Here is a 21352-nt window from a genome sequence, read left to right on the forward strand (position 1 = left end):
GGCTAGGCCGGAGGTCATCGGCGCGCCAAGACTTTCGCCGACACGCTCCGTTTCGTCGGTGCGGCGGCGTGGCGGATGCCACTGATGCACGTCAACGGTGTTGGGCGACACCGCTTCCCACGACGACGGCCGACTCCGGCACACCGCGACGGCGCCGGATAACGCGCGGCGATACCCATGCATTACCATCGGCTAGCTGTGCCTGCGGAAATCGAGATGGTCGCGCTGCCCGCGGGGCGGGTGACGCTGTCGGATCGGCGGACCCAGCGCAGTTGGGTGGTCGAGGTGGCGGCGTTTCGGTTGGCTTCGTTTTCGATTACTCAGTCGCAGTATGAGCAGGTCACCGGTACCGTGCCGAGTGCGGCTCGGGGTGATCGGCTGCCGGTCGAGGGTGTCTCGTGGTTCGATGCGGTCCGGTTCTGCAATGGCTTGTCACTGAATGCGGGTTTGCCGCCCGCGTATCGCGTGCACGACGACGAGGTCGAGTGGGATGCCGACAGCGACGGGTATCGGCTGCCGACCGAGGCCGAGTGGGAGTACGCGTGCCGGGCGGGCACTTCGGGACCGCGATACGGTGAGCTCGACGAAATCGCCTGGTATCGCGGGAATTCCGCGGAGCATGTGCACGAGGTCGGTGGCAAGCTTCCCAACGCATGGGGCCTGTACGACATGCTCGGCAATGTATGGGATTGGTGCTGGGACATCTACGACGCCGAGGTGTACGACTCGTATCGGGTGCTGCGCGGCGGCGGCTGGTCCGATGAGAAGTGGAGTTGCCGTGCCTCGGTGCGACGGCGCAGCCATCCGACCTACCGGATCGACGATGTCGGATTCCGTGTCGCGCGTTCGATTTCCGGTTCGGCCGATGCCTTATCGCCTGCCGCCCAATAACTTCGGCAACTTGCGCCTGCCGCGAGCGTCGAGCGCGCGCATCAATCCGGCGACCACCCGCACGCGCGCACGTGAGGCCGGATACCAGGTCAACTCGCGCTTCATCGCCGGTCCACGCGGCACCGTAATCGCTTGCTGGCGACAGTATTTCCGGATTCCGGCGGCACCGCCCCAGCGCGCACCGACCCCGGAATCCTTCCACCCGCCCATCGGCAGTGCGAAGCTGAACAGATTCGCGAAGGCGTCGTTGATATTGACCGCACCCGCTTCCAGCCGCCGCGCCACTCGCTCGCCGCGCTTGCGGTCTCCGGTCCACACCGTGGCCGAGAGACCGTAGACCGAATCGTTGGCCAGGCGCACCGCCTCGTCCTCGTCGGCGACCTTCAGCACCGGAATCGTCGGACCGAATGTCTCCTCGGTGATGCAAGCCATCGAATGGTCCACATCCACCAGCACGGTCGGTTCGAAGAAGGTGCCAACCCCGGTCGCCTTGCCGCCGGTGGTGATCCGCGCGCCCGCGGCCACCGCCTCTTCGACGTGACGTGCCACGATATCGCGCTGCGCCGCGGTCGCCATCGCGCCGATATCGAAGCCGAATCCGCGCCCATCGTGGCCCTGCCGCAACGCGCGCACCTTTTCGGTCAGGCTGGTTATGAACTCGTCGTAGACCGGCGCCTCGACATACACTCGCTCGATCGACACACAGACCTGCCCGGAATTGAACAACCCGCCATAGGCGATGCCCGCCGCTGCCCGCTCGATATCGGCGTCCCCGAGCACGATCGCCGGATCCTTGCCGCCGAGTTCCAGACTGTACGGGGTCAGGGTCGCGCCGCAGGCGGCGGCGATCGCCTTACCGGTCTTGGTCGACCCGGTGAACTGCACATAATCGACCGCCTCGACCACCGCGCGTCCGGTATCGCCGCGCCCGGTCGCGACCGCGAAGATCGGCGGCGCACCGATCTCGGCCCACCCTCGCGCCAGCGCGACCGCACTCAACGGCGTGACCTCCGACGGCTTGACCAGCACGGCGGCCCCGGCCATCAGCGCGGGCAGCGCGTCGAAGCACACGTTGAGCAGCGGAAAGTTCCACGGCGTAATGATCCCGACAACCGGATGCGGCCGATAGGTCTTGATCAGTCGCTTGGTCCGGCCGAGCGGACTGTGCGGAGCCGGGTGCTCGTCGAGCAGGAATTTCGCCGCATTGCGCGCCCAGTATTTGATCAGGTTGACCGCGGCGGGCACCTCTATCTCCGCGTCGTAGCGGGTCTTGCCGGTTTCGGACTGGACCACATCGGTGAGCTCGTCGGCATTATCGATCAGCCAATCCTGCAGCCGAAACAGCCATTCGGCGCGCCTATTCGGACCAATCGCCTCCCATTCCGGCTGGAACAGTCGCAATTCGCGCACCGTCGCGGCCACCGCCGCACTCGATTCTTCGGGTACCCGGCCGGTCACGCTACCGTCGGCCGGATTGTGTACCTCGATCTCGACCCGCTGTTGCGCCGTACTCACCCGGCTCACCTCCTGTGCTGTGCCTCGCCCTCCAGCGTGGCATTTCCGCCGCCGTGGCACCGGGTGTTCCGATTTTCCTGCGATGGGGAAGAAATGATTGATACGTTCCGCCAATAGCAAGACGGGACCGGCTTCGACGAGGATGCAGTTCAGTGTTCGATTGGGATCTACTGCGAACTACCTCCAGCGTGCATGTGCTGATGCAATTGGCGCAGGAACGCGGCATGTCGCCGGAAGCCTGTCTCGCGGGCACGAGACTGGTACCCGATGCGGTGCGCGATCCCGATGCCGAGGTGACGGCACGTCAAGAGGTGCGCGTCATGCGGAATCTGCTCGCGCGATTCGGCGCTGAACCGGGACTGGGTGTCGAGGCCGGGAACCGATATCGCTTATCGCTGTACGGGCCGTGGGGGCTGGCGCTGCTGAGCAGTCGTACGGTGCGCGAGGTGATCGAGGTTTCACTGCGCTATGTCGATCTGGCCTTGGTCTTCGGCCGGTTGATCTTCGATGAGGGACCGGCCGAGTCGCGGCTCATCTTCGACGATTCGGAGATACCGGAGGATGTGCGCGCCTTTCTGACCGAGCGCGTCATCACCGGTATCCAGTCCATCGGCCGGGAGCGGTTCTCCGCTGGTGTGCCCGTCACCCGGATCAGCTTCCGCCATCGGGCTCCGGCGGATACGACCCGCTACCGCAACGTCTTCGGTGTCGAGCCGGAATTCGACGCGGCGGTCAACGAATTGGCCTTCGACAGTGCCTATCTCGATGTCGCGCTGCCGCAGGCCAACGAATGGGCGCGCGGGACATGCGAACAACTGTGCCGCGATCTGCTCACCGCGCGCCGCGCCCGCAGCGGTGTCGCCGGTGCGGTGCGTGACCTGCTGGTCCGCAATCCCGGTGAGATTCCGGACCAAATCGCCGTCGCCGCAGCGCTTTTCATCAGCCCGCGCACGCTGTCTCGCCGCCTGCGCGATGAGGGCACCTCCTTCCGCAACCTGCTCGACGAAGTCCGCCAGATGATGTCGGAGGAACTGCTCAGCCATACCGATATGACCACCGAACAGGTCGCCGCCCGCCTCGGCTACGCCGAGGCCGCATCCTTCATCCGCGCATTCCGCCGCTGGCAAGGCTGCCCACCCCAGGAATTCCGAGCCCGCACCCCCCTCGTGGGAACCAGGTGATCCCCTCGATCATGCGCTGGTGGCGGCGAACGTCGAGAGCGGACTTACCTCAGTGCATTCTCGCCTCGGCGTTGGCGTGGATGATGGCGCAGAGCCAGGGGGTCAGGCCGGGGGCGAGAGTGTTGTAGAAGGTGGTGTAGGCGGGGTTGGTCACGTAGGTGTTGGCTATGCAGAGGTGCATGGCGGGGGTGCAATCGAAGTAGGTGTTGATGGAGGCTCGGTGGCGTTCGGCGAGGGCGTTGGCATCGGCGCTGCCCGGGAGTACTCCGGCGCGGTAGGCGGCGGCCAGGTCGGTGTTGAGTGCGTCGACGGTGGCGGCGATCTGTTGCCAGTCCTCGGCGGTTCTTTGCGCGGCGCGTTCGGCGTACTGGGCCCACTGGGCGGTGTCACCCCAACGGTCGTGGGCTTCCGCGGTCCAATTGGGTTGCCAGTGCTCCCCGAAGATCTCGACCTGTTCCTCCGCGGAGAGCAGGATTCCGGACTCTCTGGCTTCGATCATGCGGTCCATGCCATCGGCCATCTGTTGCAGGCGGGCGGCGCGCTCGCGGAGCTCGTCGCGCTGGCGGCGCAGCGACGAGGTCGCATCGGCAGGTGCGTCCAGGACCGTCTTGATCTCATCGAGGGGTACGCCCAGCTCACGGTAGAGGAGCACGCGCTGGATGCGGGCGAGGTCCGCGCTCGTATAGAGCCGGTACCCCGCCTCGGTGCGCTCGGTCGGGCACACGAGTCCGATCGCGTCCCAGTGATGAAGCGTTCGGATCGTGACACCCATTTGCGCGGCGGCCGCCCCGACGGTGCGACCGGCATCGGCCTGATCGGTCACACCGTCCAGTTTGACAGGCACGCTCATGCTCGCGGCGCCTCGATCCCGATGGACCGCAAGTGCTCGGCCTCGGGACTGTTCGGATCGTACGGTCGCGCCGCGGTCATGATCACCCGTGTGTTGTCCGGCGTGCGGACCTCCAGATCCACCGTAGTCCACGGCATCGGCCGCGGCCCCGACGTGCAACCGGGCAGCAGTTGCTCACACGCGGCCGCGATCTCGTCGAGCTGGCCCAGCACGCAAGCGAAGCTCACGCTCAACTCGGTTGCCGCCGCGGCCTGGTCAGCGGTTACGAGCAGGACATCCTGGAATGCCCAGCGCCGCAGGTGGGTGATTCGACCGGGGACGGAGAACAGGTCGAAGAAGCCGAGACCGCGCGTCCAGAAGTCCACCGACGCGGCCAGATCGGCCGTCGGCACCGTGACGAACATCGGCATCCCGTAGATGCCGCGGAAAAGCTCCGGCGGCACGGCGTCGGGGCCCGGTACGGGAACCGGACTGATATCGAATGCTGGGTAATTTTCGCTCACCGGCACATCGTCGAGCCTGACGTAACGTCAGGGTCAAATCACGGCCCGGTGGACCTAGCCGTGGCATGCTCGTCTTATCGGCGATTTCCGACCGGAAGGCGGGTGCGATGCCCGGACCAGCGCCATGACCGAGACCGTCTGGTACGCGTCATACGGCTCGAATATGCATTCGAGCCGCTTGCGCTGCTATCTCGCCGGTGGCACACCCGACGGCGGCGCGATCACGCTCCCCGGCTGTCGCCACGGGGCCGAACCGCTGCGCTCGGTACCGCTCACGCTCCCCGGCCTGCAATATTTCGCCACCGAATCGCTGACCTGGACCGGCGGCCGCGCCTTCTACGATCCCGACGCCGCCGGTGAAACCGCCGCCCGCGCCCACCTGGTCACCATCGAGCAGTTCTGCGATATCGCCGCCCAGGAGATGTACCGGACGCCCGGCACCGACCTGGAAGTGTGCGAGGCGATCACTCACGGCCGACTGACGCTCGGTCCCGGTCGCTATGAAACACTGGTCTGCACAGGGACTTTCGAAGGACATCCGGTCCTCACCATTACCGCGCCTTGGCGCTATACCGACCTCCCGGGAAACCCACCGTCGGCGGCTTACATCCGCCACCTCGCCGCGGGCCTGACCGAATCCCACGCCTGGACCGTAGAAGAGATCGCCATCTACATCGCGACCCGTCCCGGCGCGGACCTCGGCTGGACCGCCGCGGCCATCGCCACCCTGCTGGGTGCGGCCACGTGACCGGACCTAGCGAACGTTATCCACGATGCGCAGGATTTCGTCGACGATCAGATCGGGTTCGGTGAACATGACGAGGTGACCCGAGCGCCCGGCCTCGACCAGTCGGCCCTTGGGGAAAGCGGCGGCGGTGGGCGGCGGTCAGCCTGGTGCGGGTGGTCTTGTCGAGACGAGGGAGTTTCGTGCCGGTGATGACGCTGACATCCACGGCACCGAGTTCGTGCGGCTGGTCGCGGAGATTTCGCAGACCGGCGCTGAACTGGTCCTGTTCGGCGATCATGGTGCGCGCGGCACGCGGGGTGAAATCCTCGGCACGGTGGTCGGCGGCTACATCGGCGGGCTGCCTACCGCCGATCCGGCTGCCGAGCAGACGGTAGCGGCCGCAGCGGGCGAGCTTGGGCAACAGGACGCGGGTCATCGCGTACCGCTTCTGCGCCGAAGGCAGGAAATACAATTCGCAATTCTCGTCGCTCTGATCGACCAGCACGATTCCCTGGACGCGGGTCGGATTCGCGGTCGCGGCGACACGGACGATGGGGCCGCCCCAGCTGTGGCCGACAAGAATGAAGGGGCCCTCCCCCAATTCCGCCAACACCGCGGCAAGGTCGTCGGCCATCCGGGCGAGGGTGCGTGGGTTCGGATCGTCATCGCTGCGACCGGTCCCGGCGCGGTCGTAGACAACGGCGCGTACGCGCTCGGCGACAACCGGCTGCACCAGTCCCCAGATCGACCGGGAGAAACCCATCCCCGATTCGAAAACGACGGTCGGCCCACCACTTCCGCGCACCATGTAGTGCAGTCGACGGCCATCGGATGTGGTCGCGAATGCGCTCGTACCGAAGGTGTGCTCCTGCCCGAGGGCCTGCTCCGTCACTGTGCCCAACCTACCTTCTCCTCGCCCTACGAACCGCGCTGGCCGATAACAGGACTAGACAACTTCGGGCGGTGGCGCAACAGGCTCGATCCCCCCGCCGCAGACCGGAGCCAGCGGCGGGGCAGCGAAAGCCATTGGTATCAGCTGAGTTTCAGCGAACGACCGATGATTTCCTTCATGATTTCGGTGGTGCCGCCGTAGATGGTCTGCACGCGGGCGTCCATGTAGGCCTTGGCGATCGGGAATTCCTTCATGTAGCCGTAGCCGCCGTGCAGCTGCAGGCAGCGGTCGATGAGATCGAGTTGCTCCTCGGTGCTCCACCACTTGGCCATGGCCGCGTCCTCGACCGACAGCTTGCCCGCGTTGAGGTCTTCGATGAAGCGGTCGACCAGGACGCGGACGGCGGTGGTCTTGGTGGCCAGTTCGGCCAGCACGAAACGGGTGTTCTGCAGGGCGCCGATCGGCTTGCCGAAGGCCTTGCGGTCGCGCACGTACTGGATGGTCATCTCCAGGCAGGCTTCCATGGCCGCGGCCGCCATGACGGCGATCGACATGCGCTCCTGCGGCAGATTGTTCATCAGGTGGATGAAGCCCATGCCCTCGGTGCCGAGCAGGTTCTTTCCCGGGACGCGGACATCGGTGAAGCTCAGCTCGGCGGTGTCCTGCGCCTTGAGACCGAGCTTGTCGAGGTTGCGGCCGCGTTCGAAGCCGGGCATACCGCGCTCCACGACGAGCAGGCTGAAGCCCATCGCGCCCTTGTCCGGATCGGTCTGGGCGACCACGATGACGATATCGGAATTGATGCCGTTGGTGATAAAGGTCTTGGCGCCGTTGAGGATCCAGTCGTCGCCGTCGCGGACCGCGCGGGTCTTGATGCCCTGGAGGTCGGAGCCGGTGCCCGGTTCGGTCATCGCGATCGCGGTGATGATCTCGCCGGAACAGAATCCGGGCAGCCAGCGCTGCTTCTGCTCATCGTTGGCGAGTTCGAGCAGATAAGGGGCGATCACATCGTTGTGCAGGGCGAAGCCGAGACCGGAGTACTGACCGCGCACCGACTCCTCGGCGACGATCGCGTTGTAGCGGAAGTCCTTGACCCCACCGCCGCCGTACTCCTCCGGCATGGCCATGCCGAGGAATCCCTGTTTACCGGCCTCGAGCCAGACCTCACGGTCGACAATGCCCTGCTCTTCCCACTTCGCATGATTCGGCGCGACGTGCTGATCGAGAAACTTGCGGAACGACTCCCGGAACAGCTCGTGTTCGGGCTCGAACAGTGTGCGCTCCACGCCAACCTCCTAATAACCCCACGGCCGGTCCACACCGACCCGTCGTTGCCCCCTACGTTACCCGCAACAAGAACCCCCGTTCACTTCCCACCCCAAAACCCCACCACCCAGGGCGCACGCAACGGCGAGAATGCGCTCATGGAGATTCGCTCTCGACGATTGCCCGCACCGTTGAATGGTGATCAATCGTCCAGTCGCGTCGACAGGCCGAGGCCCTTGGCGAGGACGGGCCAGGTGGCGGCGGCTTCGAGTGCGCCGCCGATGGCGACCTGATCGGCGAGGCCGCCGACGCTGGGCAGGGCATGCTGGCCGCTGAAGGTTCCCATCGGCCGGGGATGCCGTTACAGGATCAGTCGCGGGATGGAGGTATCGACGGGACGCCGCACCTGGATCTCGAGAACGGCCTCAGAACAGACTGCGCAGGCGACCGAACAGGGTGCGACCCGGATCACGGTCACGCTCGCTGAACAGGAACTTCAGTTCCTCCTCCAACTCCTTACGCACCACATCGCGCAATTCCACTGCGGCAGCGTGCTTATCGGGTGCATCGCGCCACGGCGTCGGGTCGATGGGCGCACCGGCGGAGAAGTAGAAGCGCTCCGGACGCGGGATACCGGTCGGGCCGACGCCGCGGATCAGCGGCGGGGTCAGGTCCCGGTTCAAGCCCAGCGCCTCGACGGCCCAGCGCAGCGGTCGCATGACCGGGTGGTCGCCGTCGAAAACGATGTCGTAGGCGTCATCGACGCCGATCATCGCCACCGGCACGATCGGCGCGCCCGCCTCGATCGCCATATGCGCGAACCCGGAGCGGCCCTCCCATTTGAGGACGTACTTCTCGTTCTTGCGACGCACCGCTTCTCGACCGCCGCCCGGGAATACGATGACGGCCTCGCCGCGGGCCAGCAGCGCCAGACAATTGCGCCGGTTGCCGCGCACCGTGCCGAAGTGGTGCAGCAACTGACGGATGCCGGGCACATTGATGAGCACATTTTCGGCCAGCCCGCGGATCAGTCGACCGCGCCTGCGCAGCACTTCGGGTAGCAACAGCGGGGCGTCGATACCGCCCATCAGATTGTGATTGCCGACCAGCAGCACCGGCCCCTGCGCCGGAATGTTCTCCAATCCGTAGAACCGCGGACTCGTCCACGCGCGCAGCGGCGCGAGCAGGGTGTCGAGCACTCGAATATCGGTGTCGGTGAGCGAAACCGACAGTGGCGCACCGTCACTCAGTACCGGGGCGGCGAGCGACGAATCACCGGAGCGCCGATCACCCGAATCGGCCGAACCGGAGTGGTCATGCGACATTTAACCCTCCTGATGTCGATTCGATGACGATAGCGCAACGAATTCGCCTGTGTTGCACCGGATGTGCCGGACATGCGCTAGCGACCGGCCGGTTCGCGAACGGATCGGGATTATGCGAAACCATTGGCTTCGGGCGAACCCGTGCCGCTCGTCTCGGACGAACCACCGGCATGCGCATACTGCGACAGCGCCGCCGCCAGCGCGTGCGGAACGCGGGCGTGCACCCGGGTGCCGCCCTCCTCGTGCTCGGAGGAGGTGATACGACCGTCCGCATGGATGCGGGCGAGCAGATCGCCACGGGTGTAGGGCAGCAGCACACTGATCTCGACGTCGAGGCCGCCGAGCACTTCGGCGAGGCGCTCACGCAGTTCGGTGATGCCGGTCCCCTTGTGCGCGGACACGTAGGAGGCATCGGGCAGCATCGCGCGCAGCCGAGTCAGCTCGACCGGGTCGACCGCGTCGATCTTGTTGACCACCAACAGCTCCGGCGGCGCCGGTGCCCCCGATTGCTTGATCACATCGGTGATCACCTCACGGACCGCCTTGATCTGTTCGGCGGGCAGCGCGTCGGAACCGTCCACGACGTGCAGCAGCAGATCCGCGCCGGTGACCTCCTCCAAGGTGGACCGGAAGGCCTCGACCAACTGAGTCGGCAGATGTCGAACGAATCCGACGGTATCGGTGAAGACGACCTCGCGGCCGTCGTCCAGTTCGGCGCGGCGGGTGGTCGGATCCAGGGTCGCGAACAGTGCGTCCTGGACCAGCAGACCCGCACCGGTCAGCGCGTTCATCAGGCTGGATTTGCCCGCATTGGTGTAGCCGACGATGGCGACCGCCGGGATACCGCTGGAGGTGCGGCGGGCCCGCTTGGTATCGCGCGCGGTCTTCATTTCCCGAATCTCACGGCGCAACTTGGCCATTCGCTCCCGAATGCGGCGGCGATCGGTTTCGATCTTGGTCTCACCGGGACCACGCAGACCCACACCGCCGCCGTTGCCGCCCGCGCGACCACCGGCCTGCCGGGACATGGACTCACCCCAACCGCGCAGCCGCGGCAGCATGTATTCCATCTGGGCCAGCGATACCTGGGCCTTGCCCTCGCTGGAGGTGGCGTGCTGGGCGAAGATATCCAGGATCAGTGCGGTCCGGTCGATCACCTTGACCTTGACGACCTTCTCCAGCGCGGTCAGCTGCGCCGGGGTGAGTTCACCGTCGCAGATCACCGTATCGGCGCCGGATTCGAGTACCACCGCGCGCAGTTCGTCGGCCTTGCCGGAACCGATATAGGTGGCCGGATCCGGCTTGTCGCGCCGCTGGATCAGCCCCTCGAGCACCTCCGAACCCGCGGTCTCGGCGAGTGCGGCCAGTTCGGCCATGCTCGCCTCGGCCTGAGTCGCGGTGCCCGTGGTCCAGACGCCGACCAGCACGACCCGCTCCAGTCGCAGCTGCCGGTACTCGACCTCGGTGATATCGGTGAGCTCGGTCGACAGACCAGCGACGCGCCGCAGCGAGGAGCGCTCGTCGAGCTGCATCTCGCCGACCGTTGGATCGGCGGTCCACCCGGACCGCCGCATCCGCGCGGCGTGCTCGGCGACTACATCGCCGGTGTCTTCCGTCGTGTCCTCGACGGCCTCGACGCGGTCATTGTCGTCGGCGGCCGGAGTGAATTCAAAAGTCTTCGATTTCGTCATACACCATCCATGCTGCCACGAGTGCTCACCGATGTGCATTCGGTTATCCCTGGACACGGTGCACACCGGTCATCACGGCGTGCACCTTCGAGGGGTATCAGCACTCAGCTCGCGAATGCGACGACCACCAGTTTTCGGCGATCCGCCCCGTCGCGACCAGCACCGACGGTCCGCGCAACCAGGCCGCGCCCGCGGCGAGGCGGACGGTGACCTCGCCACCGAGCACCCGCACGCGCACCTCGCCGGTATCGCTGGCGATGTGGAAACCGTCGGCGGCCAAGGCGGCCGCCGCGGCGGCCACGGTTCCGGTTCCGCAGGAACGCGTTTCGCCGACACCGCGCTCGTAGACGCGCATGTCCACCGCGCCGTCCGCCAGTCCGGTCAGGATCTCGACATTCACGCCCTGCGGGAACAGGTCCGGGTCGAAGCCGGGAGCGACGTTGAGATCGAGTTTGGCGAGCGCGTCCGCCGACATGCTCGCATCGACGCAGGCCAGGTGCGGATTGCCGACATCGATGCCGATGCCGGGCAGCGCCCAGCCGCCGATGGTCGCGGTCGAGGAACCGAGCTCGCGAACGATGCCCATCCCCACGGTGACCTCGCCATCGGCCGGGCCTCCAGAATGCACCGTGACCGGACGCGCCCCGGCGCGACTACCGACGACGTACTCCGTACGCGATTCCAGCCCCACAGCCGCCAGGTAGTGCGCGAAAACCCGCACCCCGTTGCCGCACATCTCGGCGATCGAGCCGTCGGCGTTGCGGTAGTCCATGAACCAGTCGGTTTCGGCGATGTCCTGGGGAATCTCGGCGAGCACACCCGCGTCCCGCAGCGCACCCGCTCGCGCCACCCGCAGTACACCGTCCGCGCCGAGTCCGCGGCGACGATCGCACAGCGCGGCGACCCGTTCCGGCGTCAGGTCCAGCCGGACCTCCGGATCGGGCAGCACCACGAAGTCGTTCTCGGTGCCGTGGCCCTTGGTGAACTCGATATCCGACACGTCGCGCATTCTCCCTGCTTATCGTCCTCGAACCAACGTACGGCGCTGCCGCGAAATTTCGTACAGCGCGACCGCGGCGGCCGAGGGCGCACCGAGCGAGCTTGCGGTGCCGCCCATCGGGATATAGACCATATCGTCACAGGCCTGCTGCCACGCCGCGCTCATACCGCTGGTCTCATTGCCGACGACCAGAATGGTGGCTTCGGCGAAGTCGTAGTCGAAGACCGCGTCCGCGCCGTTCTCATCGGTACCGACAATGCGAGTAGGGATGCCGCGCTGGACCTGCCGGTCCCGGAATTCGAGCACCTGCGCGGGCCCGGCGGCGCGGAAGACCGGCATGGCGAACAGCGAACCCGTTGATGCGCGGACCGCCTGCGGATCGTATTGATCGGCACCATGACCGGTCACGATGATTCCGCTGGCGCCGAACGCGTCGGCCGAGCGGATGAGCGTGCCGAGATTACCCGGCGAGTTGGGGCGATCGAAAACCACCACGACCGGTGGCGCGGCAGCACCGGGTTCACCGGGTTCGAAGGTGTCGAGCTCGGATTGCCTGGATATCGCGACCGCAACCAATTCCGGTATGCCGCTGGCCTTTTCGCCGAGTTCAGCCATCAGTTCCGGCACCAGGCCGACCTGCGGCACGCCGCTGGTCTCCAATAGTTCGCGCGCCCAACTCGACAGTTCCGGCGCGCCGAGACGGTAGAGCATCGTCTCCAGCGGCCAGTCGTTGGCGATCGCCTGGGTGATCGGGCGCACGCCCTGCACCAGGAAGCGGCCGTCGCGGTGGCGCTTGGTCCGGTTGTTCAGATACGCCTGCCACACCTGGACCGAGGCATTGCGGGTGCTCACACGACGTGTCACTGCGGGATCCGTTCCTTCTCGAGCAGGGACAACGCGGTCGCGACCAGATCGGGATCGGCGCCGTCCACCCACCGCACCCTGGGATCGCGGCGGAACCACGAGCGCTGCCGCCGGACATAGCGCCGGGTGCCGATCAGGGTGCGTTCCTGCGCGTGGTTCAGGTCGTATTCGTTGTCCAGGTACGCCAGGACTTGTGCGTAGCCGATCGCCCGGCGCGCCGTGACGCCCTCGCGCAGACCCTTATCGATCAGTCCGCGCACCTCGTCGACCAGACCGGCCTCGAACATCAGCGCGGTGCGCCGTTCGATGCGTGCGTCGAGTTCGGCGGTGTCACGGTCCACACCGATGATCGCGGTGTCCCAGCGCGGTTTTCCGATGACCGGAGCCGAGGCCGCGAACGGACGGCCGGTGAGCTCCACGACCTCGAGCGCGCGCACCATGCGACGGCCATCGGTAGGCAGAATGGTCGCCGCGGCAGCCGGATCGGCCGCTTTCAAAGCCTCGTGCACGGCACCGACGCCACGCTCGGCCAACAGCGCCTCCCAGCGTGCGCGGACGGTCGGATCGGTGGCCGGGAATTCCCAATCATCGAGCAGCGCTTGGACATACATCATCGAGCCGCCGACGATGATCGGCGTGCGACCACGCGCCAAGATCTCGCGCACGTTCACGCTCGCCGCGGCCTGATAGGCGGCGACGGTGGCGGTTTCGGTCACCTCGAGCACATCGAGTTGGTGGTGCGGGATGCCCCGGCGTTCGGCAGGCAGGAGTTTCGCGGTGCCGACGTCCATACCGCGGTACAGCTGCATCGCATCGATATTCACGATCTCGCCGCCGAGTCGTTCGGCGAGGTCGAGGCCGAGATCAGATTTGCCGGTGGCGGTGGGACCGACGACGGCGATCGGCTTCAGCACCGATCACCTCCCGATGCGCGCCAGACGCTCACCTGATAGCCGACGCCGAATGGTGCGTCGCTGTACAGGGTTTCGACGGATGGGGCGATCGAATCGGCGGCGAACAGTCCGGCGAGAACCTGATAGGCCGCCCGACCGGACAGCACGAGTTCGGCACACAAGTCGGGATCCAGGGCGAGCAGTCCAGCGGTATCGCCTTCGGCCAGAGCACGATCCAGTTCGCGCTGCACGTCGGGGGCGCGCTCGTCGAGGAATCCCGGCGCCTTGCGGGTCAGGGTCGCCGCGCCGTCCGCGACAACGAGAACGCCCGCCTGCTCGGGCACATCGTCCAGTGCGGTGCGCAACTGCGCGCCCATTCGGGCGCATTCGTCGGCGGGGGTTTCGGCGGCGACGATGGTCGTCGCGGCCACTGCCTCAGGTGCGACCCGACCGCGCAACCACCCGGCGATCAGAGCGGGCAGCGGCTGCTGCGGATCCGCTGCGCCGGGGGTGTGGCGCGAGCGAGACAAGGCGTCCGCTGAAAGCCCGACCTGCACGTCCGCACCGAAACCACGGAAGGTGCCGACCGCATCCGGTCCGAGCACCTGCCCGGCCGGGCCCACACCGACGACGGTCCAGTGCCGAGTCGTCGCGGCCAGCGCACCGACCGCGGTGAGTGCGGCCGCGCGCAACACCGCCGTCGCGTCATCGGAATCCGACCCGGCCGCGTTCGCGACAGCGCCGCAGAGCTCGGGCACCAGGATCGGCGGCGACGGGACCAGGGCCGCAATGGAGAACACGCCGTAACCGTAGTCGTTCGCCGAATGCGCGATCCACAGCACCGCCGCGGCGTCCGCAACCTCGAGGTTCGAGTGTCTCTGCCGCAAACTGGGCCGAGATTGATAGTGTTCGAGGTGCTACAACCCAGGTCATCACGGGTTGATTTCCCTGGGAATCATCAGTCGGAGGGCATTGATCGATGGTTTACAGGGCTCGGACCGGGTTCAATGGAGTGAGCTAGGGCGTAACCAGGCAGCCGTGACGCGCGGCAGGGACGAGGAGCAATGAGCGAGAGCAACGGAACGGCGAAAGCGACCCCCGGCAGCACGCCGCGCCCCTCGGATTCCCCGAAGGCCGCCGTGCCTAAACCTTCCGCCGCCCCGAAACCAGCCGCGACTCCCAAACCGGGTGGGTCGGCGGGTCATCCCAAGCCACATGCGGTCAAACCCGCCCCGGGGCCCGCCGCGCAGCAGCATCCGCATCCCGTCGTCGTCCCGACCGTCAGCGACCCGAGTGCGTGGGGTCGCGTCGATGACGACGGCACCGCGTGGGTGAAGACCGCCGAGGGTGAGCGCGTCGTCGGATCCTGGCAGGCCGGTGACGCCGCCGAAGGCCTAGCCCATTTCGGCCGACGGTTCGACGATCTGGCCACCGAGGTGGCGCTGCTCGAGGCGCGGCTGGCGGCCGGGGCGGATGCCCGCAAGACCAAGGCGGCAGCGGTCGCCATCGCCGAATCGCTGCCAACCGCGGCGGTCATCGGCGATGTCGAAGGGCTGGCGCGGCGACTGCAGGCCATTGCCGAACACTCCGAAGAGGCGGCGGCACACGCCAAGGAGGAGAAGGAAAAGGCCAGGCACGAGCACACCGAGCGCAAGGAAGCGCTGTGCGCCGAGGCCGAGAAGATCGCCACCGAATCCACCCAGTGGAAGGCCGCGGGCGATCGGCTGCGCGAAATCCTGGACGAGTGGAAGTCCATCCGCGGCGTTGACCGCAAGGTCGACGACGCACTGTGGAAGCGCTACTCCAAGGCGCGTGAGGCGTTCAACCGCCGTCGTGGCGCACACTTCGCCGAACTCGATCGCGAGCGCGCCGCGGCGAAGTCGCGCAAGGAAGAACTCTGCGTGCGCGCCGAGGAGCTGTCCGGCTCCACCGACTGGGTCGGCACGGCCGGTGTGTTCCGGGATCTGCTCGCGGAATGGAAGGCCGCGGGCCGGGCGCCGCGTGAGGCCGACGAGGCTCTGTGGCGGCGTTTCAAGAGCGCCCAGGATGTCTTCTTCGCCGCACGCAATGCCGCCGTCTCCGAGCGCGACGCCGAATTCGAGCACAACGCCGCCGCCAAGGAAGAACTGCTCCGCGCCTACGAACACATCGATCCGGCCGCCGGTCTGGACGCCGCCCGCGCTGCCCTGCGCGAACTCCAGGACAAGTGGGACGCGATCGGCAAGGTCCCGCGCGAACGCATCCAGGAACTCGAAGGCAAACTCCGCACCATCGAAAAGCGCGTCCGCGACGCGGTCGACGCCCAGTGGCGCCGCACCGATCCGGAGGCCATGGCCCGCGCCGCCCAATTCCGCGAGCGCGTCGCCCAATTCGAAGAGCAGGCCGCCAAGGCAACCGCCGCAGGCAAAAAGCGCGATGCGGAGAAAGCGTTGGAGCAGGCCAAGCAGTGGCGCGAGTGGGCCGAAGCCGCAGAGGGTGCGGTCAGCAACCGCTGATCCAGTAGCGCCCTGCGCGGGTACGCCCCACACCGATGGGTCACAGAGCTCGTTGGCGAACTCGGGTGCGACCCGTCTGGACGTCGATGGAACTCGCCCTCTCGGAGGCGAGACGATGTGCCTTAGGCCCGGGAGAGGCCAGCACCACGGGGCTCGAGCACGGCAAGCGCCTCGGGGTCGATCAACGTGAAGCGTCCAATGGACAACCGGTCTGATGTTCGGCACCGGTACGGCCGCATCACCCGTGTGGCCCTCCACGCTGGCTGGCAGCGCCGCAGCACTGATGTAGCGGCATCCGCGTGGGCGCTCGAGCACCTTAGGCACGGACACTGTGAGCTCGGAGGCCGATCACCACGAATCGTCCAGCCGCAACGGATCTGGTGCGCGGCACGGGCGCGCTCCGTCCCGTGCTGCCGGGATAGCCATACTCTCGGGAAAATTCATGCTGAGGCGCCGTCCACCAGCGGGCATTCACTGCAACGGTGCGTAGGAAAGTCAGGAAGCGTCGAGCAAACCCCGTCAAGCGAATGTTCTGCCGAATCGGGTCCTTTCAGCCGCGTAGTCGCGAAAGGTGCACGCTCAGCGTAGGTCTGCTCGCTGGCCGGGTCAGGAGTCGCCGGTGAGGCGGCGGCGGTCGCGTTCTTCGGCGGCGGCCGCGGCGTTGCGGCGCTGTTCCTCGGCGGCGAGTTGCAGGGCGGTTCGGCTCCAAACGACGCGGATCCAGTGGAAGGTCAGGACGATGATGGCGATGGCGCCGAGGATGAGGCCGATGCCGGGGCCCGCGCCGTGGTAGTTGCCCAGGCCAGGGGTCTGACGGTGCCAGATCGAGAAGACACCGAAGACGCTGCCGATGGCGGAACCGGCGACCGCGATCCAGGCGAGCACCCAGCGGCGAGTCATCAGCGCGAGCAGCGAGAAGCCGATGCCGAAGAGCACGGCGAACCAGACGAAGATCCGCGACGGCAGACCGATGTGCTCGGCCCGCGCGGCATCGGTACCGAGCAGCACATCGAACCCGCGGGCACTACCCGCATGCGATAACACCAGCGAAAACAGCAGCAGGAAAATCGCACCGGCGACCACCATCGCGCGCACCCCGGGGTCGATCTCCCCCGCGATGCGCCGCTCGACGGCATCGAGTTCGTCCTTGAACTGCTCGAAGTCATTACTGCTCTCGACGGAGTTCACTGCGCCCTCGTCTCCTTCGGCTGATCCCTGCTTCGCTGCCATACCCGCGTCCACTGTGCCATCACCACCCCCATCCACCGCATCCGCCCCACTACGTCCGGTAGTACTCGCAACGCCCGCACCCGATCGCGAGTCCACGCCGCCCTCGCCCACATCCGAGGAACTATCGGGATCGCCCGCACGCGCCCCGCCGCCCTGCGAATCCGCCTCGGGCGAGCTCGGCGCGACCTCGCTGCGTTCACCGCTCATCGCGGCGCTCGCGTCTGCACGCTCCCGGCGATCAGCCTGCGAGCCGCCCGAATCCGGCTCGCGCGAACTCGCCCCGGAGTCGCGATCCGCTACCCCGTCAGCACGCGTCCCACCATCGGCTTGCACACCAACCGAATCCGATTCCGGCGTACTGCTGCCAGACACATCGGACGCACGCCCGGATTCGAAATCCGTTCCCTCGGCAGCACGCACCCGCCGATCCGCTTCAGCACCAGCCGAATCCGGCTCTGAGGATGCTCTAGACGCACCGGGTGCCGAACCCGCTCCGCCAGCGCGCGTCAGGTCGTCGTCACCCGGCCGGGTATTCATGCGCCGCAGCCGGTTGAGCAGCCTGCAGCGACCGGTTCGGGGGCGGGGGCACCGATACGGGGCAGGCCGAGGCCGACGCCGATGGGCTCGGTTTTTGGGGTGATGCCGCGCTCGTGGGCATCCCCCGCGCGAGTGCGGCGGTGGGTTTTGACCGGGGCGTCGGCAATCAGGTGGTGCGGGGCCGCGTCGGTGATATCGACAGTGATGACGTCGCCGGGGCGGATCTTCTCCGCCGCGCCCTCGGGGCGGAAGTGCACGAGTCGACCGTCGCGGGCGCGGCCGCTCATCCGGGCGGTCGCGGCGTTCTTCTTGCCCGCGCCCTCGGCGACCAGCAATTCCACCTCGGTGCCGATGAGCGCCTTGTTCGCGTCGAGGGAGATCTGCTCCTGCAGCGCGATAAGCCGGTCGTAGCGCTCCTGCACCACCGCCTTGGGCAGTTGGTCGGGCATATCCGCGGCGGGCGTGCCGGGCCGCTTGGAGTACTGGAAGGTGTAGGCGCTGGTGAATCGCGCCTGCCGCACCACGTCCAGGGTCTGCTGGAAATCCTCCTCGGTCTCGCCGGGGAAGCCGACGATGATGTCGGTGGTGATCGCGGCATGCGGCATCGCGGCCCGCACCTTCTCGATGATGCCGAGGTAGCGCGCCTTCCGGTAGGACCGGCGCATCGCTTTCAGCACCCGGTCCGAACCGGACTGCAGGGGCATATGCAGCTGGGGGCAGACATTCGGCGTCTCGGCCATCGCCTCGATCACGTCATCGGTGAATTCGGCCGGATGCGGCGAGGTGAAGCGCACTCGCTCCAGCCCATCGATGCGCCCGGCCGCGCGCAGCAGTTTGGCGAAGGCACCGCGGTCGCGCGCCTCGTCGGGATCGGCGAAGGACGCACCGTAGGAGTTCACGTTCTGCCCGAGCAGCGTGACTTCCAGCACGCCCTGATCGACCAGCGCCTGCACCTCGGCGAGCACGTCGCCCGGACGGCGGTCGACCTCCTTGCCGCGCAGTGACGGGACGATGCAGAACGTGCAGGTGTTATTGCAGCCGACCGAGATCGAAACCCAACCGGCATAGGCGGATTCGCGCTTGGCGGGCAGGCTCGACGGGAACGCCTCCAACGATTCCAGGATCTCGACCTGCGCCTCGGCATTGTGCCGCGCGCGTTCCAGCAGCACCGGCAGCGATCCGATGTTGTGCGTGCCGAAGACCACATCGACCCACGGCGCCTTGCGCACGACGGTGTCGCGGTCCTTCTGCGCCAGGCAGCCGCCGACGGCGATCTGCATGCCCGGCCGGTCGGCCTTGATCGGGGCGAGGTGGCCGAGGGTGCCGTAAAGCTTGTTGTCGGCGTTCTCGCGCACCGCGCAGGTATTGAAGACGACGAGATCGGCCGTCGCACCCGGCGCGGCCTTCACATAACCCGCATCCTCGAGCAGGCCGGACAAGCGTTCGGAATCGTGCACGTTCATCTGGCAACCGAAGGTGCGGACCTCGTAACTGCGTGCACCGTCCGCGGCCGCAGGGGCGGGAGACAGCACTGCCTGTCCGATCGAATCCACCCGTCCAGGGTACGGGGGTGCGCAACGCGGGTTTTCAGCGCATCGGCGCAGGCCCCGGGCCCCGGCCGGGTCGCATCGGTAAGGTTACGGCGCTGTGTCGTATCGGCGCGGCGTGACGGTGTGTCGCCGAAACCCGGGCAAATCGCCGTTTTCCGCTTAAGGTCTTGGACCATGACCGACGACGCCACCGCGCCCGACACAATCGGGTTGGCCAAAACCGGGGCAGCTAGTTCTGATGAGGGCAGTACCGCCACAAGCGCGCCGATGATTTCGATGCGCAATGTGGAAAAACACTTCGGTGATCTGCATGTGCTGCGCGATATCAATCTCGAAGTCCCCAAGGGACAGGTCGTGATCGTTCTGGGTCCCTCGGGGTCCGGGAAGTCGACACTGTGCCGCACCATCAACCGACTCGAGCCGATCGACTCCGGCGATATCGCCATCGACGGCGTGCCACTGCCCGCCGAGGGCCGCGCGCTCGCCGCACTGCGCGCCGATGTCGGCATGGTGTTCCAATCATTCAACCTCTTCGCGCACAAAACGATCGTCGAGAACGTGATGCTCGCGCCGCTGAAGGTTCGCAAGGTGAAGAAGGCGGACGCCCGCAAGCGCGCGATGGAGCTGCTCGAGCGCGTCGGGATCGCCAATCAGGCCGAGAAGTATCCGGCGCAGCTCTCCGGCGGCCAGCAGCAGCGCGTGGCGATCGCCCGCGCGCTCGCGATGAGCCCGAAGGTGATGCTGTTCGACGAGCCGACTTCGGCGCTGGACCCGGAGATGGTCAACGAGGTGCTCGACGTCATGGTGTCGCTGGCCAAGGAGGGGATGACGATGCTGGTCGTCACCCACGAGATGGGGTTCGCACGCAAGGCGGGCAACCGAGTGCTGTTCATGGCGGACGGGCTGATCGTCGAGGACGACACACCGGAGGTGTTCTTCACCGCGCCGAAGTCCGACCGTGCCAAGGATTTTCTCGGCAAGATTCTGAGCCACTGAACCGAGCAAGCACCGCAAACCGTAAAGACCTCGGCCACCGAAATCACCAGAGGGAGAAGGAACACGATGAGGATCAACCGTTCGCTTCGACTCGGCATCGGGGCGGTCGCCCTGACGCTGGCCGCAACAACCGCCGCATGTGGCGGTGGTAGCGACAAATCCGCACTCGACAACGCCAAGGACGGAAAGCTCACCGTCGGCATCAAATTCGACCAGCCGGGCCTCGGCCTGCGCAACAAGGACGGCTCCTACAGCGGCTTCGATGTCGAGGTCGCCAAGTACGTCGCGGGCAAACTCGGTGTAAAGCCGGAGAACATCACGTTCAAGGAGTCCCCGTCCGGTCAGCGCGAGACGCTGATCGAGAACGGTCAGGTCGACTACATCGTCGCAACCTACTCGATCAACGACGCGCGTAAGCAGAAGGTCGACTTCGGCGGGCCGTATTACGTCGCGGGCCAGTCGCTTTTGGTGAAGGCCGACAACAGCAGCATCAACGGTCCCGATGATCTGAAGGGTAAGAAGGTCTGCTCGGTGAAGGGCTCCACCCCGGCCCAGAACATCGAGAAGAACTACCCCGGCACGCAGCTGCAGACCAACGACACCTACTCGCTGTGCCTCGAGGGCCTGCAGGCCGGTTCGTACGACGCGGTGACCACCGATGACATCATCCTGGCCGGTTACGCCGCGCAGAGCGCGGGCACGTTCAAGGTCGTCGGCAAGCCGTTCACCACGGAGAACTACGGCATCGGCCTGAAGAAGGGCGATAAGGAGCTGCGCGACAAGGTCAATGACGCGATCGAGGCCATGATCGCCGACGGGTCGTGGAAGAAGGCGTTCGACTCCACGGTCGGCGTCTCCGGCTACCAGGCGCCCACGCCGCCGACGGTGAACCGGTACTGAGATTCGTGATCGGGTGGCCCGCGCGGGCCACCCGATCTCTTCGCTA

Annotated in this window: 19 protein-coding genes and 1 pseudogene; 6 read left to right on the forward strand and 14 right to left on the reverse strand. The window is 66.7% G+C overall.

Features of this window, described 5'->3' with window-relative positions:
* Nucleotides 1-216 precede the first annotated feature (216 nt).
* Complete coding sequence (locus NA5_RS14115) at nucleotides 217-891, forward strand: formylglycine-generating enzyme family protein (protein WP_084484110.1); 675 nt, start codon at nucleotides 217-219, stop codon at nucleotides 889-891.
* Here the strand turns inward: NA5_RS14115 and NA5_RS14120 are convergent.
* Complete coding sequence (locus NA5_RS14120) at nucleotides 871-2415, reverse strand: aldehyde dehydrogenase family protein (protein ID WP_062985878.1); 1545 nt, start codon at nucleotides 2413-2415, stop codon at nucleotides 871-873. The two genes, NA5_RS14115 and NA5_RS14120, sit on opposite strands and share 21 nt — an antisense overlap.
* Nucleotides 2416-2558: 143 nt before the next feature.
* On the opposite strand from NA5_RS14120, the gene NA5_RS14125 reads away from it, so the two are divergent.
* Entirely contained in the window at nucleotides 2559-3587 is a 1029-nt protein-coding gene (locus NA5_RS14125) for an AraC family transcriptional regulator (RefSeq protein WP_062985881.1), read from the forward strand.
* Between the two features lie 49 nt (nucleotides 3588-3636).
* Here the strand turns inward: NA5_RS14125 and NA5_RS14130 are convergent, their stop codons facing one another.
* Together NA5_RS14130 and NA5_RS14135 are read right to left on the reverse strand one after the other, a co-directional pair.
* Entirely contained in the window at nucleotides 3637-4437 is an 801-nt protein-coding gene (locus NA5_RS14130; RefSeq protein ID WP_062985883.1) for a MerR family transcriptional regulator, read from the reverse strand.
* Nucleotides 4434-4940, reverse strand: a complete 507-nt coding sequence (locus tag NA5_RS14135; protein WP_062985955.1) for a VOC family protein — start codon at nucleotides 4938-4940, stop codon at nucleotides 4434-4436. The genes NA5_RS14130 and NA5_RS14135 overlap by 4 nt, the downstream gene beginning before the upstream one ends.
* Before the next feature lie 124 nt (nucleotides 4941-5064).
* On the opposite strand from NA5_RS14135, the gene NA5_RS14140 reads away from it, so the two are divergent.
* Nucleotides 5065-5688, forward strand: a complete 624-nt coding sequence (locus NA5_RS14140; protein ID WP_062985885.1) for a hypothetical protein — start codon at nucleotides 5065-5067, stop codon at nucleotides 5686-5688.
* Between the two features lie 6 nt (nucleotides 5689-5694).
* Here NA5_RS14140 and NA5_RS14145 read toward each other — a convergent pair.
* The 9 genes and pseudogenes from NA5_RS14145 to NA5_RS14180 form a co-directional block, all read right to left on the reverse strand.
* Nucleotides 5695-6475: pseudogene (locus tag NA5_RS14145) on the reverse strand (alpha/beta fold hydrolase).
* A gap of 224 nt (nucleotides 6476-6699) precedes the next feature.
* Complete coding sequence (locus NA5_RS14150; protein ID WP_062985887.1) at nucleotides 6700-7845, reverse strand: acyl-CoA dehydrogenase family protein; 1146 nt, start codon at nucleotides 7843-7845, stop codon at nucleotides 6700-6702.
* A 182-nt stretch (nucleotides 7846-8027) separates the two neighbouring features.
* On the reverse strand, nucleotides 8028-8171 hold the full coding sequence (locus tag NA5_RS40335) for a hypothetical protein (protein ID WP_157110400.1): 144 nt from the start codon (nucleotides 8169-8171) through the stop codon (nucleotides 8028-8030).
* A 79-nt stretch (nucleotides 8172-8250) separates the two neighbouring features.
* A complete protein-coding gene (locus NA5_RS14155; RefSeq protein WP_062985889.1) occupies nucleotides 8251-9150 on the reverse strand; it encodes a lysophospholipid acyltransferase family protein in 900 nt (299 codons plus the stop codon).
* A gap of 110 nt (nucleotides 9151-9260) precedes the next feature.
* Nucleotides 9261-10724, reverse strand: a complete 1464-nt coding sequence (hflX, locus tag NA5_RS14160) for a GTPase HflX (RefSeq protein ID WP_062985957.1) — start codon at nucleotides 10722-10724, stop codon at nucleotides 9261-9263.
* 214 nt (nucleotides 10725-10938) lie between these two features.
* Nucleotides 10939-11832 (reverse strand): diaminopimelate epimerase, encoded by an 894-nt coding sequence (gene dapF / locus NA5_RS14165; RefSeq protein ID WP_062985959.1) that lies wholly within the window; start codon nucleotides 11830-11832, stop codon nucleotides 10939-10941.
* 27 nt (nucleotides 11833-11859) lie between these two features.
* Entirely contained in the window at nucleotides 11860-12705 is an 846-nt protein-coding gene (locus tag NA5_RS14170; protein WP_084484111.1) for a TrmH family RNA methyltransferase, read from the reverse strand.
* Entirely contained in the window at nucleotides 12702-13619 is a 918-nt protein-coding gene (miaA, locus tag NA5_RS14175) for a tRNA (adenosine(37)-N6)-dimethylallyltransferase MiaA (RefSeq protein WP_062985893.1), read from the reverse strand. The genes NA5_RS14170 and miaA overlap by 4 nt, the downstream gene beginning before the upstream one ends.
* Nucleotides 13613-14485 (reverse strand): class III extradiol ring-cleavage dioxygenase family protein, encoded by an 873-nt coding sequence (locus tag NA5_RS14180; protein ID WP_443093737.1) that lies wholly within the window; start codon nucleotides 14483-14485, stop codon nucleotides 13613-13615. The genes miaA and NA5_RS14180 overlap by 7 nt, the downstream gene beginning before the upstream one ends.
* Nucleotides 14486-14662: 177 nt before the next feature.
* Here NA5_RS14180 and NA5_RS14185 point away from each other — a divergent pair, with 177 nt between their 5' ends.
* Nucleotides 14663-16093 carry a DUF349 domain-containing protein gene (locus NA5_RS14185; RefSeq protein WP_062985895.1) on the forward strand — a complete coding sequence of 477 codons (1431 nt, stop codon included), beginning with the start codon at nucleotides 14663-14665 and terminating at the stop codon, nucleotides 16091-16093.
* Nucleotides 16094-16699: 606 nt separating this feature from the next.
* On the opposite strand, the gene NA5_RS14190 is transcribed toward NA5_RS14185, so the two are convergent.
* Complete coding sequence (locus tag NA5_RS14190; protein WP_245672231.1) at nucleotides 16700-17323, reverse strand: Rv2732c family membrane protein; 624 nt, start codon at nucleotides 17321-17323, stop codon at nucleotides 16700-16702.
* A 533-nt stretch (nucleotides 17324-17856) separates the two neighbouring features.
* On the reverse strand, nucleotides 17857-19413 hold the full coding sequence (miaB, locus tag NA5_RS14195) for a tRNA (N6-isopentenyl adenosine(37)-C2)-methylthiotransferase MiaB (protein ID WP_174555233.1): 1557 nt from the start codon (nucleotides 19411-19413) through the stop codon (nucleotides 17857-17859).
* Nucleotides 19414-19677: 264 nt separating this feature from the next.
* Between miaB and NA5_RS14200 the strand changes: the two genes are divergently transcribed.
* On the forward strand, nucleotides 19678-20406 hold the full coding sequence (locus tag NA5_RS14200; RefSeq protein WP_062985967.1) for an amino acid ABC transporter ATP-binding protein: 729 nt from the start codon (nucleotides 19678-19680) through the stop codon (nucleotides 20404-20406).
* A gap of 66 nt (nucleotides 20407-20472) precedes the next feature.
* On the forward strand, nucleotides 20473-21306 hold the full coding sequence (locus NA5_RS14205; RefSeq protein ID WP_062985897.1) for a glutamate ABC transporter substrate-binding protein: 834 nt from the start codon (nucleotides 20473-20475) through the stop codon (nucleotides 21304-21306).
* Nucleotides 21307-21352 lie beyond the last annotated feature (46 nt).

The sequence above is a fragment of the Nocardia anaemiae NBRC 100462 genome, assembly GCF_001612725.1.
Taxonomy (GTDB): Bacteria; Actinomycetota; Actinomycetes; order Mycobacteriales; family Mycobacteriaceae; genus Nocardia; species Nocardia anaemiae.

What these genes read in the sequence shown, in the direction of transcription:
- NA5_RS14115 (WP_084484110.1), top strand. Translation starts at nt 217, where the DNA reads ATGGTCGCGCTGCCCGCGGGGCGGGTGACGCTGTCGGATCGGCGGACC.
- NA5_RS14130 (WP_062985883.1), bottom strand. Translation starts at nt 4,437, where the DNA reads ATGAGCGTGCCTGTCAAACTGGACGGTGTGACCGATCAGGCCGATGCC.
- hflX (WP_062985957.1), bottom strand. Translation starts at nt 10,724, where the DNA reads ATGCGGCGGTCCGGGTGGACCGCCGATCCAACGGTCGGCGAGATGCAG.
- NA5_RS14140 (WP_062985885.1), top strand. Translation starts at nt 5,065, where the DNA reads ATGACCGAGACCGTCTGGTACGCGTCATACGGCTCGAATATGCATTCG.
- NA5_RS14185 (WP_062985895.1), top strand. Translation starts at nt 14,663, where the DNA reads ATGAGCGAGAGCAACGGAACGGCGAAAGCGACCCCCGGCAGCACGCCG.
- NA5_RS14190 (WP_245672231.1), bottom strand. Translation starts at nt 17,323, where the DNA reads ATGGCAGCGAAGCAGGGATCAGCCGAAGGAGACGAGGGCGCAGTGAAC.
- NA5_RS14200 (WP_062985967.1), top strand. Translation starts at nt 19,678, where the DNA reads ATGATTTCGATGCGCAATGTGGAAAAACACTTCGGTGATCTGCATGTG.
- NA5_RS14155 (WP_062985889.1), bottom strand. Translation starts at nt 9,150, where the DNA reads ATGTCGCATGACCACTCCGGTTCGGCCGATTCGGGTGATCGGCGCTCC.
- NA5_RS40335 (WP_157110400.1), bottom strand. Translation starts at nt 8,171, where the DNA reads ATGGGAACCTTCAGCGGCCAGCATGCCCTGCCCAGCGTCGGCGGCCTC.
- NA5_RS14205 (WP_062985897.1), top strand. Translation starts at nt 20,473, where the DNA reads ATGAGGATCAACCGTTCGCTTCGACTCGGCATCGGGGCGGTCGCCCTG.